18 protein-coding genes are annotated in these 18,496 nt (G+C 68.4%); 15 read left to right on the plus strand and 3 right to left on the minus strand.

Features of this window, described 5'->3' with window-relative positions:
- Window positions 1-67: 67 nt before the first annotated feature.
- From ACFXNW_RS12765 to ACFXNW_RS12780, 4 genes are all read left to right on the plus strand, one after another.
- Window positions 68-481, plus strand: a complete 414-nt coding sequence (locus ACFXNW_RS12765; protein WP_379417794.1) for a DUF6188 family protein — start codon at window positions 68-70, stop codon at window positions 479-481.
- Window positions 482-644: 163 nt separating this feature from the next.
- On the plus strand, window positions 645-2,123 hold the full coding sequence (locus tag ACFXNW_RS12770) for an FAD-dependent oxidoreductase (protein WP_379417795.1): 1,479 nt from the start codon (window positions 645-647) through the stop codon (window positions 2,121-2,123).
- 56 nt (window positions 2,124-2,179) lie between these two features.
- Window positions 2,180-3,931, plus strand: a complete 1,752-nt coding sequence (locus ACFXNW_RS12775; RefSeq protein ID WP_379417796.1) for an acyl-CoA dehydrogenase family protein — start codon at window positions 2,180-2,182, stop codon at window positions 3,929-3,931.
- Window positions 3,932-4,132: 201 nt separating this feature from the next.
- Window positions 4,133-4,945, plus strand: a complete 813-nt coding sequence (locus ACFXNW_RS12780) for an SDR family oxidoreductase (RefSeq protein WP_379417797.1) — start codon at window positions 4,133-4,135, stop codon at window positions 4,943-4,945.
- A 103-nt stretch (window positions 4,946-5,048) separates the two neighbouring features.
- Here ACFXNW_RS12780 and ACFXNW_RS12785 read toward each other — a convergent pair whose 3' ends face one another.
- Together ACFXNW_RS12785 and ACFXNW_RS12790 are read right to left on the minus strand one after the other, a co-directional pair.
- The gene (locus tag ACFXNW_RS12785; protein ID WP_379417798.1) at window positions 5,049-5,483 is read right to left on the minus strand and encodes a ferritin-like domain-containing protein; all 435 of its coding nucleotides are present in this window, start codon (window positions 5,481-5,483) and stop codon (window positions 5,049-5,051) included.
- Between the two features lie 34 nt (window positions 5,484-5,517).
- Window positions 5,518-5,994, minus strand: a complete 477-nt coding sequence (locus ACFXNW_RS12790) for a hypothetical protein (RefSeq protein WP_379418132.1) — start codon at window positions 5,992-5,994, stop codon at window positions 5,518-5,520.
- 303 nt (window positions 5,995-6,297) lie between these two features.
- Between ACFXNW_RS12790 and rimP the strand changes: the two genes are divergently transcribed.
- From rimP to truB, 11 genes are all read left to right on the plus strand, one after another.
- A complete protein-coding gene (gene rimP / locus ACFXNW_RS12795) occupies window positions 6,298-6,978 on the plus strand; it encodes a ribosome maturation factor RimP (RefSeq protein WP_379417799.1) in 681 nt (226 codons plus the stop codon).
- Window positions 6,975-8,003: a transcription termination factor NusA gene (nusA, locus tag ACFXNW_RS12800; protein ID WP_379417800.1), complete on the plus strand. Its 1,029-nt coding sequence runs from the start codon at window positions 6,975-6,977 to the stop codon at window positions 8,001-8,003. The genes rimP and nusA overlap by 4 nt, the downstream gene beginning before the upstream one ends.
- 203 nt (window positions 8,004-8,206) lie before the next feature.
- Window positions 8,207-8,476 carry a YlxR family protein gene (locus tag ACFXNW_RS12805; protein WP_379418133.1) on the plus strand — a complete coding sequence of 90 codons (270 nt, stop codon included), beginning with the start codon at window positions 8,207-8,209 and terminating at the stop codon, window positions 8,474-8,476.
- A 108-nt stretch (window positions 8,477-8,584) separates the two neighbouring features.
- Window positions 8,585-11,539, plus strand: a complete 2,955-nt coding sequence (gene infB / locus ACFXNW_RS12810; RefSeq protein WP_379417801.1) for a translation initiation factor IF-2 — start codon at window positions 8,585-8,587, stop codon at window positions 11,537-11,539.
- Between the two features lie 77 nt (window positions 11,540-11,616).
- On the plus strand, window positions 11,617-11,907 hold the full coding sequence (locus tag ACFXNW_RS12815; protein WP_163822941.1) for a DUF503 domain-containing protein: 291 nt from the start codon (window positions 11,617-11,619) through the stop codon (window positions 11,905-11,907).
- Between the two features lie 28 nt (window positions 11,908-11,935).
- Window positions 11,936-12,376: a 30S ribosome-binding factor RbfA gene (gene rbfA / locus ACFXNW_RS12820; protein ID WP_379417802.1), complete on the plus strand. Its 441-nt coding sequence runs from the start codon at window positions 11,936-11,938 to the stop codon at window positions 12,374-12,376.
- 113 nt (window positions 12,377-12,489) lie between these two features.
- Entirely contained in the window at window positions 12,490-13,500 is a 1,011-nt protein-coding gene (locus tag ACFXNW_RS12825; protein WP_379417803.1) for a bifunctional oligoribonuclease/PAP phosphatase NrnA, read from the plus strand.
- A 65-nt stretch (window positions 13,501-13,565) separates the two neighbouring features.
- Window positions 13,566-14,888 carry an MATE family efflux transporter gene (locus ACFXNW_RS12830; RefSeq protein ID WP_379418134.1) on the plus strand — a complete coding sequence of 441 codons (1,323 nt, stop codon included), beginning with the start codon at window positions 13,566-13,568 and terminating at the stop codon, window positions 14,886-14,888.
- Between the two features lie 240 nt (window positions 14,889-15,128).
- Window positions 15,129-16,085, plus strand: coding sequence for a metallophosphoesterase family protein (locus ACFXNW_RS12835; protein WP_379417804.1), 957 nt, complete (start codon window positions 15,129-15,131; stop codon window positions 16,083-16,085).
- A gap of 96 nt (window positions 16,086-16,181) precedes the next feature.
- Window positions 16,182-16,847: a 4'-phosphopantetheinyl transferase Npt gene (gene npt / locus ACFXNW_RS12840; RefSeq protein ID WP_379417805.1), complete on the plus strand. Its 666-nt coding sequence runs from the start codon at window positions 16,182-16,184 to the stop codon at window positions 16,845-16,847.
- On the plus strand, window positions 16,847-17,761 hold the full coding sequence (gene truB, locus ACFXNW_RS12845; protein WP_379417806.1) for a tRNA pseudouridine(55) synthase TruB: 915 nt from the start codon (window positions 16,847-16,849) through the stop codon (window positions 17,759-17,761). Before npt ends, truB begins: the two co-directional genes overlap by 1 nt.
- A 6-nt stretch (window positions 17,762-17,767) precedes the next feature.
- On the opposite strand, the gene ACFXNW_RS12850 is transcribed toward truB, so the two are convergent.
- Window positions 17,768-18,370: a TetR/AcrR family transcriptional regulator gene (locus tag ACFXNW_RS12850; protein WP_379417807.1), complete on the minus strand. Its 603-nt coding sequence runs from the start codon at window positions 18,368-18,370 to the stop codon at window positions 17,768-17,770.
- Between the last annotated feature and the right edge of the window lie 126 nt (window positions 18,371-18,496).

Here is an 18,496-nt window from a genome sequence, read left to right on the forward strand (position 1 = left end):
AGGTGCTGCACAGCACTCTGGCCGCACGTGCATTGCGTTCGAGGCGGGCAGAAGGATTGGAGGGGCTGTGCCGCATCAGATCATTCGAGCGGGTGATGGCTGGGACGCGCGGTTCGCGGCCGGATTGAGCGTCACCGGGATCCGGCTGGAATTGCATTTTCAGCTGCACATCGGCCCCGGTGGCGTGGAGGTGTACTCGCCGGGCGAGCTCATGACCGATGACGACATCTATCACGTCCATGCTTGGTCCCGGGCGAACCTGGGGCGGGTCGCTGAGCTGCTCGGGCTGGTGGTGCGACAGATTTACGCGGCTGATTCCGGTGAGCTGACGATTCGGTTCACCAATGACTGGGAGCTGCTGATTCCCGTCAGCCACGAAACCCTCGGGTGGTCGGTGTACCTGTACGGCAGCAGGTTGAGATCGCTACCTGGTGGCGGCGTGCGTGCCGACCTCGGCGGCGGCCCGAGCGCGGCTGGGTGAGCCGTCCGGCAAAGGTGCGCCGGTCGGTCGCGGACGAGATCATCGGCGATCGGGTAGGCACGGATCCCACTGAGAGGGATTGTTCGGGCGGGGTGGGGTGGGTCGGCCGCCACCATGGGCGTGGGCTCCGGGATGGGACCACGGGCTGTGGAAAGGATTCGGGATGGGTGACGTGCGGGTCGATGAGGAATTCGATGTGGTCGTCGTCGGGGTGGGGGCGGCGGGTGCTGCCGCGGCGTTGAGTGCGCATGCGACGGGGGCGCGGGTCGTGGTGCTGGAGAAGGCGGATGCGGCGACCGCGGGTGGGAATACCCGGGTATCCGGGGCGGGGTGGTTCATCAACCGTGATCCGGAGCGTGCGGCGCAGTTCCTGCGCTCACTGTGCGGTGCCTACCCCGTCGCCGATGATGTCGTCGAGGCATGGGCTCGCGAAACCGCGCTGAACTCCGACTGGCTGCGCGCACTGGGAGCCGAGGTGGGGGCGAGTGCGCAGTACCACACCGAAGCCGAGTACCTGACGCTCGACGGCGCCGATTGCTACGCGGGCATGGACACCGTCGGCGCGCAGATGGGCAACTTCCTGCTCTACGACTTCCTGCTCGGCGTCCTCGACGACCGTGGCATCGAGGTGCGTTTTTCGACACCGGCCGAGGAACTGATCACCGCGGCCGGGGCGGTGATCGGAGTGCGCACCGCGGACGGGCAGCGGATCCACGCCCGCGGCGGAGTCGTCCTGGCGACAGGAGGGTTCGCCGCGAATGCCCGGATGGTTCGCGACTACCTGCGCCTGACCGACGCACCGATCTGGGGATCACCACACTCCACCGGCGACGGCCACCGCATGGCTCAGCGCATCGGCGCCGACCTGTGGCATATGAACAACATGATGACCATCACCGGCGTCCGCATCGACGACGGTCCCGGCGCGTTCCTCGCTCTGTGTGCGGCCCACCACTACCTCTTCGTCGGCCAGGACGGCCTGCGCTTCGTCGATGAAACCGCGGAGAACCGGCACGGCCACATCTACCGCAACGGCGAGCTCGAACTCTTCCCGCTGCGCCCATTCCACCTGATCTTCGATGAGCGGATGCGCGCCGCGGGCCCGTTGAGCCCCACCCGGGAGGTGCTGCCCGTGGGATGGAAGCTGCTGATGGAGAACTTCACCTGGAGCGCCGACAACAGCGAGGAGATCGCGCGCGGGCTGATCCGGCGCGCGGACACGATCGCCGAGCTCGCCGGACTCATCGGCATCGATCCGGCCACCCTCGAGCGCACGGTCGCGCGGTACAACAAGGCCTGCGAATACGGTCGCGACGACAGCTTCGGGCGAGCTCCGAGCACGATGGCCCCGGTGTCGGAGGCGCCGTTCTACGTGCTCGATGTCGCGCCCTTGCTCGGCTGGAGCAATGGCGGCCCGCGTCGCGATGGCCGGGCGCAGGTCGTGGACGTCGACGGGGCGGTGATCGCGGGCCTGTACGCCGCAGGCGAGGTGAGCTCGACCTACAGCTGGGCCAAGGACGGCGGATTCCATATCGCCGACGCCCTGGCCTTCGGCCGGGTGGCAGGGCGCGAGGCCGCAGGTCGCGCGTCCGGCCACGAGACCGCGGATCGTACCCGGCGCATGGAACCTACGGTTACGTAGGGGGAATCGCAGGTCAGGCCGGTGATTCTGTGCTACCCACTGGTAAGTTGGCGCGCATGACGAGCTCCGATGCGTTGCTGTTCAATCCGGCCTCCTACGACCCGCAGCATTTCGATGCCGAGACGCGGCGGCTGCTGCGGGCGACGATCGAGTGGTTCGAGTCGCGTGGAAAGAAGCAGCTACTCGCCGATGACGACGAGGCGGTGTTCACGGCGGAGTTCCTGGAGTTCGTGAAGCAGGAAAAGCTGTTCGCCACCTTCCTCACGCCGTCCGCCTATGCCGACGGTGACGACAACCGGCGCTGGGACGCAGCCCGCAACGCCGCACTGTCGGAGATCTTCGGTTTCTACGGCCTGGCCTACTGGTACGCCGAACAGGTCACCATCCTCGGGCTCGGGCCGATCTGGCAGAGCGACAACGAGACCGCCAAACAACGTGCGTCGCGTGACCTGGCCGCGGGTGAGGTGATGGCATTCGGGCTGTCCGAGCGTGAGCACGGCGCCGACATCTACAACACCGACCTGGTACTCACCCCGACCGAACCGGGCAGCGCCGACGCCGAGGCCGGAATCCTGTTCCGCGCCAACGGCGAGAAGTACTACATCGGCAACGGAAACGTCGCGAGCATGGTCTCGGTGTTCTCCCGCCGCGCCGACGTCGAGGGCGCCGACGGCTACGTCTGGTTCGCCGCCGACAGCAGGCACGAGAACTACCACCTGCTCGGCAATGTGGTGCATCAGCAGATGTATGTGAGCACCTTCCGCCTGGAGAACTACCCGGTGCGTGCCGAGGACATCCTGCACACCGGCCCGGAAGCCTTCAGCGCCGCGCTCAACACCGTCAATGTCGGCAAGTTCAACCTGTGCCACGGCGGCATCGGCATGGTCGAGCACTCGTTCTATGAGGCCATCACCCACGCCAACAACCGGATCCTCTACGGCAACCCGGTCACCGACTTCCCGCATGTCCGCACCAATTTCGTCGACGCCTACGCCCGCATCGTCGCGATGAAACTGTTCAGCGACCGCGCCGTCGACTACTTCCGCAGCGCGAGCCTCGACGACCGCCGCTACCTGCTGTTCAACCCGATGACCAAGTCGAAGGTGACCTCCGAGGGCGAGGTCGTGATGACGCTGCTGCTGGACGTGCTCGCGGCCAAGGGTTTCGAGAAGAACACCTACTTCGCGCAGGTCGCCCGGCTGATCAACACACTGCCCCGGCTGGAGGGCACGGTGCACGTCAACGTCGGCCAGATCCTGAAGTTCATGCCGAACTACCTGTTCAACCCGAAGGACTACCCCGAGATCGGCACCCGCCTCGATGTCGCCGACGACGAGTTCTTCTGGCAGCAGGGCCCCGCTCGTGGCGCGGGCAAGGTGCAGTTCGCGGACTGGACCCCGGTCTACGACAAGCACACCGACATCGCGAACGTCGCCCGCTTCTACGAGCAGGCCCAGGCCCTGCGCACCCTGCTCACCACCGCGGCGCCCGACGCCGACCAGCAGCGCGACCTGGACTTCATGCTGACCATCGGCCATCTGTTCTCGCTGGTCGTCTACGGGCAGCTGATCCTGGAGCAGGCCGCCATCACCGGCCTGAACCCGGACCTGCTCGCCCAGATCTTCGACTTCCAGATCCGTGACTTCAACAACTACGCCACCACCCTCTACGGCAAGCCCTCCGCCACTGAGGCCCAGCAGCAGTGGGCGCAGGGCGCCCTGCGCACCCCGATCGCCGACCGCGAGCGGTTCGACCGGGTGTGGAGCGAGGTCGTCTCCTACGACGGGGTCTACGCAATGCGCCCCTGATCGCGCGGCCGGCTTCTTGCCATGCATAAGAAGGCAGGGCGCCCGAACCGATAGACAACCGAACAAAGTCCCAGCACGCCCCCGCCGAGTGGTATTCGGCGGGGGCGTGCTGTCAGGACCCGGAAAAATTGCCATATGCGCGCGCGGGTGAACCCTGGCAAGAATGGCGGAGCAGGCACATTCGATCAGGGAGGACATACGGTGACAATCTTGGTGACCGGCGCGACGGGGAACATCGGCCGGAAGGTAGTGGATCACCTACTGGCACGCGGGGCGACGGGAGTGCGAGCCCTGACCAACGATCCGGTCAAGGCGGCGTTGCCCGCGGAAGTCGAAGTGGCCGAAGGGTATGTGCGGCGGGTGCAGACGCTGCCTGCCGCTTTCGACGGTGTGGATCGCATGTATCTCGCGCCGACACCGGACACCGTCGGCGAGGTCCTGGAGCTCGCGCGTGCGGCGGGTGTGCGGCACGTGGTCGACCTGTCCGGCGAACCGGAGAGCTGGTGGGGGAGCGTGACCGGTGCGGTCGAGGCCAGCGGTCTGGAGTGGACCCATCTGTGGCCCGGTGACTTCATGGAGAACACCCAGACCTGGGCCCAGCAGATCCGCGATACCGGCGCCGTCCGGGAACCGTTTCCCGATATCGCGAGTGCGCCGATCGCGATGGACGATATCGCAGCCGTCGCCGCGGTCGCGCTGCTGGACACCGAGGCGCACGCAGGGAAGGCCCACTGGCTCGCCGGCCCCGAAATCCTGACCAGGCGGGAGTTGGTGCGTCAGCTCGGTGCGGCACTCGGCCGTGACATCGAGTTCCTCCGCGTCTCCCGCGACGAGGCGGTGGCCGCGTTGACGCCGAGTATGGGCGAGACCACCGAATGGTATGTCGACAATGTGCTCGGCGGCGGCGAGGAAGACCCGACCGCCCCGACCGAGAGCGTCGAGAAGCTCACCGGCCGCCCTGCCACCACCTTCGCCCAGTGGGCGCGAGAAAACACCGCAGCGTTCGGCATCTAGGCGCCCGCATCGGTGGGTCGAGAATCCCCGACAGGAGCGCCTGATCCCGGTGCGGGCGTGCCTGTTCGCCCCGGCAGTGACAGCGGGCCGGTGTGCGCCGGAACTACGGCTGACCGGGGAACGGCGCGGTCGGCGGCGACACCCCGAGTATCGACTGCCATATCGCCAGGCGCACTGCGCATTCGGTGAGCGCGTCGACACCCATCCGGCGGGCGGACTCGGATTCGCCCTGTTCGACCACCGAGCGCCAGGCGACCGCGGTATCGGATTCGATCGTGGCGGCCAGTTGAGCCGCCGCGACCGGATCGGTCACCGGGAAAGGCATCGTGTAAGCGGCATCCGGCGGCGGCACGGTGATACCCGCCGACTCGACCGCGTCGATGGTTGTCTCGCGGCGCGCGCGGTGGGCAGCGGTGTGCTCGGCCACCAACTGGCCGCGTTCGGGAGAGGCGTAGGCCGCGATCAGGCCGTAGGCATAGACGGCGGCGTGCTCGGCACTGAGTGCGTCCAGCAGCGCGCGACGTTCGGACTCGGTCATGCGGCGTCCTTCGTGGCGCGGTATCTCGGCTCGGTCATGTCAGCAACACCCCGGCATGCACCGCGCAGGCGGCACTGATCGAGGCCAGCAGGCCGGCCCGGTATCCGGACTGGGTGGTCGCGAGATCGGCGGCCGCACGCTGGGAACCGGCGAGTTGGTCGCGCAAGGTGGCGACGTCGACCGGTGCGGCGGGGGCGACGGTCACCTCCGGCTGACGGCGGCTCGGTAAGGTGCCGTCGCCGTAGACGCCGACGAGACGGTCGATCTCGGTGCGCAATGCCTCGGCGTGCGCGGTGCGTTCGGCGGATACCAGTGTGAGCGCGCCGTGGCGCTGCGGATCGAGCGCGATGGCCGCGGTGGCGGCAGCGGCGTCGGTGCGCGCCAGAAGCTCTTGTGCGGTAAGCGGATCGGGCTCTGGCGCCGATTCCTCGGCACACCCGGTGACAGCGGCGAGTGCGGCGACACCGACCACGCCACCACCGGCCAGCCGCAATGCGGTGCGGCGGTTCACCGGACGGAAGCGGGGATCGTGCCGATCGATCGGTATGCCGGAAGTACACCCGGCCTCGGGCCGGATGGGAAGGCGGTTGGGCACCGCACTATCGTGCCAGACGCCCGCCCTGCACCCGCGCAAGGTCGGCGTCGCGCCGCCCTCCCGCACCCCTTCCGCCGCCACGCGGTCCGTCCGCAACGCCACGCGCTGGGGAAACTTGCTTGTTGCCGATCGTCCTTTACACTCTCCGGGCGCGTTACGCTAGACCTTCGGTACAGAAAATTTCCGCTCGCGCCACAACTGAACCAGGAGCCGCCCCACATGCCGATGCCGACCGAGGAAAGGGTGAGCCAGCTCGTTGCTGGACTCGTCGAACGCCGGGGATTCGATCTCGAGGGCGTCGAGATCTCGACGGCCGGACGGCATGCCGATGCCGAGGCTCGGGTTCGGGTGATCGTGGACAGCGACGACCCCGCCGACCTCGATGCCATCGCCGACCTCAGCCACGAGGTCTCGGCCCAGCTCGATGACGCCGGTGATTTCGGCGAGTCGCCCTACCTACTCGAGGTCTCGACCCCGGGTGTCGACCGCCCGCTGAGCACCGAACGGCAGTGGCGGCGAGCCCAGGGCCGCAAGGTGCGAGTAACGCTGCGCCCCGGCGCGGAACCCCCCGATCCCGGCGGAAAGGCGAGCTTCGACGCCCGAGTGGGCAAGCTCGCCGACGACACCGTCGCGCTTGTGCTCGGCGGCAAAGCCAAGCCGCACCGGGTGAGCCTCGCGCTGGCCGATATCGCCACCGCCGTCGTCCAGGTGGAGTTCTCCCCGCCGAGCCCCCGCGAACTCGAACTCGCGGGCGGAGTGGCGCCCGGTAGGCCTGCCCCCGGCAGCGAGCCGGACACAACTGTTCCCGCGGGAGCCGACGCCGCGGACACCCGAGGAACCACCGGGGCAGCGCCCCAGCCTGTTGCAGCGTCCGACTCGACCGAAGGGACCGTGGAATGAACATCGAAATCGAAGCCTTGCGCGCGATCGTCGCCGACAAGGGGATCTCGATCGAGACCGTGATCTCCGCGATCGAGTCCGCGCTGCTGACCGCCTATCGGCATACCGATGGCCATCAACCCAACGCGCGCATCGACATCAACCAGAAGACCGGTGTGGTGCGGGTGATGGCGCGCGAACTCGACGCCGACGGCAATGTCATCTCCGAATGGGACGACACCCCGGAGGGTTTCGGCCGTATAGCGGCCACCACCGCCCGCCAGGTCGTGCTACAGCGGCTGCGCGACGCGGAGAACGAGAAATCCTTCGGCGAATTCTCCACCCATGAGGGCGATATCGTCGGCGGCGTCGTCCAGCGCGACGCCCGCGCCAACGCCCGCGGCACCATCGTGGTGCGCATCGGCAGCGAACTGCACGGCGCCGAGGGCCTGATCCCGCCCGCCGAACAGGTGCCGGGCGAAAGCTACGAGCACGGCGACCGCATCAAGTGCTACGTCGTCGGGGTCTCGCGTGGCCCGCGCGGTCCGCAGATCACGCTGTCGCGGACGCACCCGAATCTGGTGCGGCGCCTGTTCGCGCTCGAAGTACCCGAGATCGCCGACGGGTCGGTGGAGATCGTCGCCGTCGCGCGCGAGGCGGGGCACCGGTCCAAGATCGCGGTGCGGTCCACGGTGTCGGGGGTCAACGCCAAGGGCGCGTGTATCGGCCCGATGGGCCAGCGCGTGCGCAACGTGATGAGCGAACTGGCCGGCGAGAAGATCGACATCATCGATTACGCCGAGGATCCGGCGGCCTTCGTTGGCAATGCACTGTCCCCGTCGAAGGTGGTGTCGGTCACAATTGTCGACCCGGATGCGCGGGCCGCGCGCGTCGTCGTCCCCGATTTCCAGCTCTCGCTGGCCATCGGCAAGGAGGGCCAGAACGCCCGCCTGGCCGCCCGGCTGACGGGCTGGCGCATCGATATCCGCAGCGACGCCGCACCTGACGCCGGTGGCGGGGTGCGTACGGAGGCCCGGCACAGTTGACCGACGCTCGACGATCCCGGCCCGGTTCGGCGGCGCGGGGAACAACCGGCCGGGATGACATGTTGGTAACTTCGGCAGGGGCGGGGTTCGGTGATCGGACCGTGGCAGCGGTAGAGTGGTCCAAGGTTCAGCACGAGCCGTCGGTTTCCCCGCCCGAACGCACCACCGAGCATCCCTCGGCGCCCCAGCGCCCGGCCGCTCCGGTGCGAACGTGTATCGGATGCCGAAAGCGCGAGCTGGCCGCCGAACTGTTGCGGATCGTGGCACGAGAAGAAGACGACGGCGACGTCGTCGCGATCGTCCCTGATGCGCGGCGCAGACTTCCCGGAAGGGGTGCCTGGTTGCACCCCGTTTCCGCCTGTCTGAGCACTGCGGTTCGGCGCCGAGCGATCGGCAGAGCACTACGAGTGTCCGGACATCTGGATATCTCAGCCCTGGAGCATTACCTCGAGAACAGGCACGAGCACTCATGAGCACACCGTGAAGTACCAACGATGACGTCCATCGGAGATAACCCGAGGTCGTGCGGGCCCCGTCCCTGAACAACGGCGGCGCTGCTCGACCTCTCAGTGAGGAGAGCAGTGGCAGGCAAGGCCCGCGTGCACGAGTTGGCCAAGGAACTCGGTGTCACAAGCAAGGAACTACTCGCAAAGCTCAAGGAGCAGGGCGAGTTCGTGAAGTCGGCGTCGTCGACGGTGGAAGCACCCGTCGCGCGCCGTCTGCGTGAATCGGTCGCGTCGAAGTCCGCACCCGCGGACGGCGCCAAGGCCGGAGCGAAGCCCGGTCCCGCGACCACGGCCCGTCCGGCCGCCAAACCCGCCGCGGGTGGCCCCCGTCCGGGTCCGCGTACCCCGGCACCCGCCCCGGCTGCCGCCGCCCCCGCGGCGCCGGCCACTCCGGCCCCGCGGCCCGGCCCGGCCGCGAAGCCGGCCCCGGCGCCCGCTCCCGCTCAGGAAGTGGCGCAGGCGCCGAGCCCCGCTCCGGTCGCCAAGGCTCCGCAGGCCCAGCCCGGTACCCGGCCCACGCCGGGTGCCCCGCGCCCCGGCCAGCAGCGTCCCGGTGCGCCCGCGCAGGGTGGTCCGCGTCCGGCCGGTCCCAAGCCGGGTCCGAAGACCCCGCGTGTCGGTAACAATCCGTTCTCATCCGCGCCCGAACGTGAGCGCGAGCGTCCGGCCCCGCGTCCCGGTGGCCCCGGCCAGACCGGTGGCCGTCCGGCGCCCGGCCAGGGCGGTCCGCGTCCCGGACCGGCACAGGGTGGCCCGCGTCCCGGTGGTCCGGGCCAGGGTGGCCCGCGTCCGGCCGCTGCGCAGGGCGGTGGCCCGCGTCCCGGCGGTCCGCGTCCGAGCCCGGGTTCGATGCCCCCGCGTCCCAGCCCCGGTGCCATGCCTGCGCGTTCGGCGCGTCCCGGCCCCGGTGGTGGCGCCGGTCGTCCCGGTGGCGGCGGCGGTCGCCCGGGTGGTCCCGGCGGTCGTCCCGGTGGTGGCGGCGGCGGTGGCGGCTACCGCGGTGGCGGTGGCGGTGCCCCCGGTGCCGGTGCCGGTGCACCCGCGGCCGGTGGTTTCCGTGGTCGTCCCGGTGGTGGCGGCGGTCGTCCGGGTGGTCCCGGCGGCCGTGGTGGTGCGGCCGGTGCGTTCGGTCGTCCAGGTGGCGCTCCGCGTCGTGGCCGTAAGTCGAAGCGGGCGAAGCGCGCCGAATACGAGAACATGCAGGCGCCCGCCGTCGGCGGCGTGCGGCTGCCCCGCGGCAACGGCGAGATCATCCGGCTCGCCCGCGGCGCCTCGCTGTCGGACTTCGCCGAGAAGATCGACGCGAACCCGGCCTCGCTGGTGCAGGCCCTGTTCAACCTCGGTGAGATGGTCACCGCGACCCAGTCGGTGAACGACGAGACCCTCGAGCTGCTCGGCAGCGAGATGAACTACGTCGTCCACGTGGTCAGCCCCGAGGACGAGGACCGCGAGCTGCTGGAATCGTTCGACCTCACCTACGGCGAGGACGAAGGCGGCGAGGAAGACCTCGAGCAGCGTCCGCCGGTGGTGACCGTCATGGGTCACGTCGACCACGGTAAGACCCGACTGCTGGACACCATCCGTAAGGCCAATGTCCGTGAGGGCGAGGCCGGTGGTATCACCCAGCACATCGGTGCCTACCAGGTGCTGACCAGCCTCAACGACGACGATCGCCTGATCACCTTCATCGACACCCCGGGTCACGAGGCGTTCACCGCCATGCGTGCCCGCGGTGCCAAGGCCACCGATATCGCGATCCTGGTGGTCGCCGCCGACGACGGCGTCATGCCGCAGACGGTGGAGGCGATCAACCATGCGCAGGCGGCCGACGTGCCGATCGTGGTCGCGGTCAACAAGATCGACAAGGAAGGCGCGAACCCGGAGAAGATCCGGCAGCAGCTGACCGAATACAACCTGGTGGCCGAGGAGTACGGCGGCGAAACCATGTTCGTCGACATCTCCGCCAAGCAGGGCACCAATATCGAGGCCCTGCTCGAAGCGGTGCTGCTCACCGCGGACGCGTCGCTGGACCTGCGGGCCAACCCGGATATGGACGCCCAGGGTGTTGCCATCGAAGCGCATCTGGACCGCGGTCGCGGCCCGGTCGCCACGGTGCTGATCCAGCGCGGCACGCTGCGTGTCGGCGATTCGATCGTGGCGGGCGACGCCTACGGTCGCGTGCGCCGCATGGTGGACGAGCACGGCGAGGACGTCGAGGCGGCCCTGCCGTCGCGGCCGGTCCAGGTCGTCGGTTTCACCTCGGTGCCCGGTGCCGGTGACAACCTGCTGGTCGTCGACGAGGACCGCATCGCCCGTCAGATCGCCGACCGGCGCAATGCACGCAAGCGCAACGCGCTGGCCGCACGCAGCCGCAAGCGGATCAGCCTGGAAGATCTGGATGCCGCGCTGAAGGAGACTTCGGAGCTGAACCTGATCCTCAAGGGCGACAACTCCGGTACCGTCGAGGCCCTCGAAGAGGCGCTGCTCGGTATCGAGGTCGACGACGAGGTGCGTCTGCGGGTCATCGACCGCGGTGTCGGTGGCGTCACCGAGACCAACGTCAACCTGGCGTCGGCGTCGAACGCGATCATCATCGGGTTCAACGTCCGGGCCGAGGGCAAGGCCACCGAGCTGGCCAACCGCGAGGGTGTCGACATCCGGTACTACTCGGTGATCTACCAGGCCATCGACGAGATCGAGAAGGCCCTCAAGGGCATGCTCAAGCCGATCTACGAAGAGGTCGAGCTGGGTCGGGCCGAGATCCGGGCGATCTTCCGTTCGTCGAAGGTCGGCAATATCGCCGGTTGCATGGTCACCTCGGGTTCGGTCAAGCGCAACGCCAAGGCGCGGCTGCTGCGCGACAACGTGGTTGTCGCCGAGACCGTCACCATCTCCTCGCTCAAGCGGGAGAAGGACGATGCCACCGAGGTCCGCGAGGGCTTCGAATGCGGTTTGACGCTCACCTACTCCGATATCAAGGAAGGCGACGTCATCGAGGCATACGAGTTGCGCGAGAAGCCGCGCGACTGATCGCGACCGATATCGGGTGACCGGTGGGTACGACACCCACCGGTCACCCGGTCGCGTCGCTCGGAACTGGAGGTTGTGTGTACCTCGGTGCACTCGAGTTCGACATCCTGCTCGGAGACGTGCATTCGCTGAAAGAGAAGCGCTCGGTGATCCGGCCGATCCTGGCCGAGCTGCAGCGCTTCGGAGTGAGTGCCGCCGAGGGCGGGGAACATGACCGCTACCGCCGCACGTTGCTCGGAGTGGCCATGGTCAGTGCCGGAATGGACCACCTCAGCGAGGTCCTCGACAAGTGTGAACGCCACGTCGCGGCACGTCCGGAGTTACAGTTGCTGGCGGTACGCCGCCGGGTCTTCGGACCTGAAGATTGATCTTTGGAATAGTGAGGAAGGAGCGGCCATGGCGGATCAAGCCAGGGCACGCCGACTCGCCAAGCGGATCTCGGCGATCGTCGCTACCGCGATCGAATACGAGGTGAAGGATCCGCGGCTGCGGTTCGTGACCATCACCGACGCGAAGGTGACCGGCGACCTACGGGATGCCACCGTGTACTACACGGTGATGGGCGAAACCATCGACGCGGAACCGGATTACGCGGCAGCGAAGGCGGGTCTGGACAAGGCCAAGGGCGTACTGCGCTCGAAGGTGGGTGAGGGAACCGGCGTCAAGTTCACCCCGACGCTGGCATTCATCCTCGATACCGTGCCGGATGCGGCGAAGCAGATGGAGGATCTGCTGGCCAAGGCCAGGGCCTCCGACGACGAGGTGGCGAAGGTGGCGGCCAATGCCACCCACGCCGGCGACGCCGACCCCTACAAGGCGGAAACCGATGAGGACTAGGCATCGGCGATCGTCATGGATCGATAAGCGTCAGTGCTCCCCGCGCAGGCGGGGATGATCCGGACTCGCGGTAGATGACGACAACTGGACAGACGGCAGGTGCGGCTGAACCGATGAGCGACCAGGATGCCGCCCGACCCGGCGTCGGTGACTTCACCGCGGCCGCGCAGGCCTTGTCGGCCGCCACATCGGTCACCATTCTGTGCCACGTCCAGCCCGATGCCGACACGATCGGCAGCGGGCTGGCCTTGGCTCAGGTGCTGCATCGGCGGGGGATTCCCGTGTGGGTGTCCTTCGCCGAACCCGCGGACCTGCCGGTCTCGATGGGTTCCCTGCCCGGCGCGCAGCATCTGGTGCCGCCCGCCGAGGTGCCTGACGAGGTGGACCTGCTGGTCGCCGTGGACTGCGGTAGCGCGGCACGGCTCGGCGCGCTGGCGGATCGGCTCACCGGCGCTCGTGACACGCTGGTCATCGACCATCATCGGTCCAACACCCGCTTCGGGACACTGAACCTCATCGACCCCTCGGCGGAGTCCACCACCAGCGTGCTCACCCGGCTGCTCGACGCCTGGGGCGAGCCGATCGACCGGCCCGTCGCCCACTGCCTCTACGCAGGCCTGGTGACGGATACGGGTTCGTTCCGCTGGGTGCGTCCCGGCACCCATGAACTGGCCGAACGTCTGCTGGCCACCGGCATCGACGGCGCCGAGATCGCACAGACCCTGCTCGACACCCACCCCTTCGGCTGGCTGCCGATGCTGTCTCGGGTCCTCGGCTCGGCCCGGCTGGAGCCGGACGCGCACGGCGGCGTCGGGCTCGTGTACGCCTTCGTTCGGCGTGCGGATCTGGACGGAGTGACCCAGGAAGAAGCCGAAAGCGTCGTCGATATCGTGCGCACCACGGCCGAAGCCGGTGTGGCCGCCGTGTTCAAGGAATCTCCTGACCCCGGCCGCTGGACGGTCTCGCTGCGCTCCAAGGACAGCGGTCCCGACCGCCACGATGGCCTCGACGTCTCCGCAGTCGCGACCGCACTCGGCGGCGGCGGTCACCGCTACGCAGCGGGTTACACCGCGCACGGCACACCGGAGGAGATCGTCGCCGCACTACTGGCCGGGCTCGGCTGACGATGGTGGACCAGGAGTCCGACCGGCAGACGGTCGCACCGTCTGGTGCCGGCGAGACCTCCGTGATGGACGCGGGCCCGCGACGCATTCTCGCGCTGGCGCTGCCAACACTCGGTGTGCTGGTCGCCGAACCTCTCTACCTGCTGTTCGATCTCGCCGTGGTCGGGCGGCTGGGCGCGCTGGCGCTGGCGGGGCTCGCCGTCGGCGGATTGATTCTGGCGCAGGTGAGTTCGCAACTGACCTTCCTCGCCTATGGCACCACTGCCCGCGCGGCGCGCAGGCACGGTGCCGGTGACGAACGTGGTGCCGTGGCCGAAGGGGTGCAGGCGAGCTGGCTGGCGGCGGGGATCGGGCTGGCCATCGTCGCGGTCGTGCAGATCTTCGCGCGGCCGATCATCGGGGCGGTCTCGGGCGGCGGCGACATCGCCGACGAGGCGCTGGACTGGGTGCGGATCGCGCTGTTCGGTGTGCCGCTGATCCTGCTGTCCATGGCGGGCAACGGCTGGATGCGTGGAGTGCAGCAGACGCGGCGGCCGTTGACGTATGTCGTTGCCGGACTGGCATTGTCAGCGGTGCTTTGTCCGGTCCTTGTGCACGGGTTGCTGGGTGCGCCGCGAATGGAGCTGCCCGGATCGGCGGTGGCCAACGTCATCGGTCAGGCGGTGACGGCCGCGCTGTTCGTCGCGGCGCTGGTGCGAGAACGAGTCGCGCTGGCACCACGGCCGTCGGTCATGCGGGCGCAGCTGGTGCTCGGCCGTGACCTGATCGCGCGCAGCCTCGCCTTTCAGGCATGTTTCGTGTCGGCCGCCGCGGTGGCGTCGCGATTCGGTGCGGCGTCGGTGGCGGCACATCAGCTGGTGCTGCAGTTGTGGAACTTCCTTGCGCTGACCTTGGATTCACTGGCCATTGCGGCCCAGACCCTGGTCGGTGCCGCGCTCGGCGCGGGCAATGCGCCCGGCGCGCGGGCGCTTGCCCGCCGGATCACCGGCTGGTCGGAGGTGTTCGCGCTGATCCTGGCCGCGATCTTCGCCGCCGGTGCCGCGGTGATCCCGCCGCTGTTCACCGATGACCCAGCCGTGTTGGACCGTACCGGGGTGGCCTGGTGGTTCTTCGTGGCGCTGATTCCGGTGGCAGGCATCGTATTCGCGCTCGACGGTGTGCTGCTGGGCGCGGGCGACGCCGCTTACTTGCGTACGACGACACTCGGTGCGGCTCTGGTCGGTTTCCTGCCCGCCATCTGGCTGTCGCTGGTCTTCGATTGGGGGATTGCCGGTATCTGGTCCGGGCTGGTCGCGTTCATGATGCTGCGGCTGGTGGCTGTTGTGTGGCGGGCGACGTCCGGCCGCTGGGCCACGGTCGGCGCCGAGATCCCACGCGGCGGCCAGTGAGGCACGGGTGCGTGCTCCTGAGCGCATCGTTCGGCGCGGTCGATGAGGGCAACCTCGTTTCCGGTCGGGCCACGGTGCCGGCCCCGCTGCGGTGGTTCGGCCCGTCGATGTACCGGAAGCTGTGCGCGCCACTTGTGTCGTAGGGAGGTATCCTGTGAGGGTCCGCCGGCGCGATATTCGTCATCGCCGTCGCGGGTGGTGCCCGAACCGCGCGCATGTCCTTATGCCAAGGTGGGTGTGGTGATACCCAAGTTGATGGCGGTGAGCGACATTCATGTCGGGCACCAGGGCAATCGTCCCGTCGTCGAGCAGATCCAGCCCGATTCGCCGGAGGACTGGCTGATCGTGGCCGGTGATGTCGCGGAGAAGTCCGACGACATCCGGTGGTCGCTGGAACTGCTGCGCAGCCGCTTCAAGACCGTGATCTGGGTGCCGGGCAACCATGAGCTGTGGACAACGGCCAAGGATCCGGTGCAGATGCACGGCGTCGCCCGCTACGAGTACCTGGTCTCGATCTGCCGGGACCTGGATGTGCTCACCCCGGAGGACCCGTTCCCGGTCTGGCGCGGCGCGGGTTCGGAGGCCTACGGCGGTGCGGTGACGCTCGCGCCGATGTTCCTGCTCTACGACTACTCGTTCCTGCCCGAAGGCACCAAGACCAAGGCCGAGGGCCTGGCGCTGGCCAGGGAACGCAATGTCGTGGCCACCGACGAATTCCTGCTCTCGCCCGACCCTTACCTCACCCGCGACGCCTGGTGCCACGCCCGAGTGCAGGTGACCCAACGCAAGCTCGACGCGTTGCCAGAGGGCACGCCGCTGGTGCTGATCAACCATTTCCCGCTGGTCCGCGAACCCACCGACGTCCTGTTCTACCCGGAATTCGCGCTCTGGTGCGGCACCGACCTGACCGCCGACTGGCACATCCGCTACAACGTGATCTGCTCGGTCTACGGCCACCTGCACATCCCGCGTACCACCCATTACGAAGGCGTCCGCTTCGAAGAGGTGTCGCTCGGCTATCCGCGCGAATGGCAGCGTCGTGGTCTGCCAGACAACCTGCTGCGCCAGATCCTGCCCGTCCCCGAGTACCCGCCCGGCACCCTGAACTCCTGGGGCGGCCACTTCAAGGTCACTCCGGAGATGGAGGCGGCCGCCGCCGAGATGCGCAGTAAGGCGCAACGCCGCCGCGGACAGTAGCGATCCCGGCCCGATGTCTGCCGAGTGGTCCTCGCTCTGCTCGGCATCGGGGCTGCGGGCGGTTGCGCGATAGCGCACCCATTAGGCTCGGTCGCGATGATCGAGAACATTCTGCCCGCCGGGGTCGCGTCGGCCGAGCTGTTGGCGTACCCGGAAGGGCTGCGGGCGCATCCGGCCGAGGAACATCTGATCGCGAAGTCGGTGGAGAAGCGGCGACGTGACTTCATCGGCGCGCGCCATTGCGCCCGGCTGGCGATGGCGCAGCTGGGGGAGCCCGAGGTCGCGATCGGCAAGGGGGAGCGGGGCGCGCCGGTGTGGCCGCGTGGGATCGTCGGCAGCCTTACCCATTGCGAGGGCTATCGGGCGGCGGCGCTGGCGCACAAGTTGCGCTTTCGCTCCGTTGGCATCGATGCCGAACCGCACGACACCCTGCCCGAGGGGGTGCTCGATTCGGTGAGCCTGCCTCCGGAACGGGAATGGTTGCGCGCCACCGATTCCGACCTGCATCTGGATCGGCTGCTGTTCTGCGCGAAAGAGGCCACCTACAAGGCGTGGTGGCCGCTCACCGCGCGCTGGCTCGGTTTCGAGGACGCACACATCACCTTCACCATCGATGACGCCTCCGACAAGGCCTCCGGCACCTTCCACAGCGAACTGCTGGTCCCCGGCCAGGTGAATGACGGCGGTGTGCCGCTCACCTCGTTCGACGGCCGCTGGCAGATCGCCGACGGTCTCATCCTCACCGCGATCGTGCACGCCTGATGGCCGCGGACAAGCCGGTATTGGGACCGGATGGGCTCGGCGGCCTGCTGATCGTCGACAAGGACGGCGGACTGACCAGCCACGACGTGGTCGCTCGCTGCCGCAAACTGTTGCGCACCAAGAAGGTCGGCCATGCGGGAACCCTCGACCCGATGGCGACGGGCGTGCTGGTGCTCGGTATCGAACGGGCCACCAAGCTGCTCGGGCTGCTCACTCTGACCACCAAGGCCTACACCGCTACCATCCGGCTCGGGCAGGCGACGACTACCGACGATGCCGAGGGCGAGATCATCTCGACGAACCCGGCGACCGCCGTCGCCGACGCCGATATCGCGGCCGGGATCGCCGGACTGACCGGCGAGATCCAGCAGGTCCCCGCGACGGTCAGCGCCATCAAGGTCGACGGCGAGCGCGCCTACGCCCGCCACCGCGCCGGCGAGGAGGTGCGGTTGGCCGCACGGCCGGTCACCGTGTCCCGCTTCGAGCTGCTCGCCCGCCGCGACGTCGGCGAATTCGTGGATCTGGATGTTGTGGTGGAGTGCTCGTCGGGCACCTACGTGCGCGCGCTGGCCCGCGATCTGGGCGCCGCGCTCGGCGTGGGCGGCCATCTGACCGCACTGCGCCGCACCCGAGTCGGGCCGTTCACCCTCGACCATGCCCGCACCCTCGACCAGCTCGCCGACAACCCGGATCTGAGCCTCGATATCGATGCCGCGGTCCGTACCGCATTCCCGCACCGGGTGATCGACGACGCCCAGTCGGAATCGTTGCGCGACGGGCGCTGGCTCGACCCGATCGGCATGTCCGGGGTGTACGTGGCGCTGACCGAGGACGGCACCGCCATCGCCCTGCTGGAGGAGAAGGGCAAGCGGGCCTCGCCGGTCATGGTGATCCGGCCGCGCGGTCTGGTCTGAGCTCGGTCAGCCGTTCAGCGGGTGATTGGCCAGATCCAGCAGCGGATCGAGGGCTCCCAGCAGTGCTCCGACGCTGACCTGATGCAATTGCTCCCGGGTGAGGCTGCGGTTTTCCAGCCATTCGATCGTCAGCACGCGGACGAAGGTCAGCCACGACATCAGCACCGCCGACGTGGCCGCACGCAGTTGGCCGTGCACGCCGAGGATATCGAGCAATCGTGTCCGTAATTCGCCCAGTTCGCCGGAGATGATCGCCTGGATGGTCGGGTCGGTCGCCAGCACCCGGTTGGCAGCGATCACCGAATGGGCGTTGGTCTCGAAGTAGTCGAAGTGGGCGTCCAGCCCGGCGGCCAGCTGTTCGGCGAGCGGTGTGGTGGTGTCGAACTCGGTGGCCACCAGCAGATCAGCGGAGGCGCGCTCGTAGACAGCCGCGAAGAGGTCGCGCTTGTTGGGAAAGTGCCGATAGAGCAGGGCGCGTGAGACGCCCGCCGCCGTGGCGACGTCCTCCATCAGCACCGCGTCGTACGGTCGTTCGGCGAACAGTTGCGCGCCGGCATCCAGGAGCAGTCGGCGGCGTTCCTCCGGGGCGAGTCGGCGGCGGGTACTCATTCGCTCAGCTTAGTTGACGCGTGTCTACTAACGGTCGTATGGTCTTGGTAGACGCACGTCTACTAATGCGCCGGTGGGGAGCACGCGGCGCGGCAACCGAATTCACGCCGACCGAATTCATGCTGA

Source organism: Nocardia sp. NPDC059180, from assembly GCF_042754945.1.
GTDB lineage: Bacteria > Actinomycetota > Actinomycetes > Mycobacteriales > Mycobacteriaceae > Nocardia.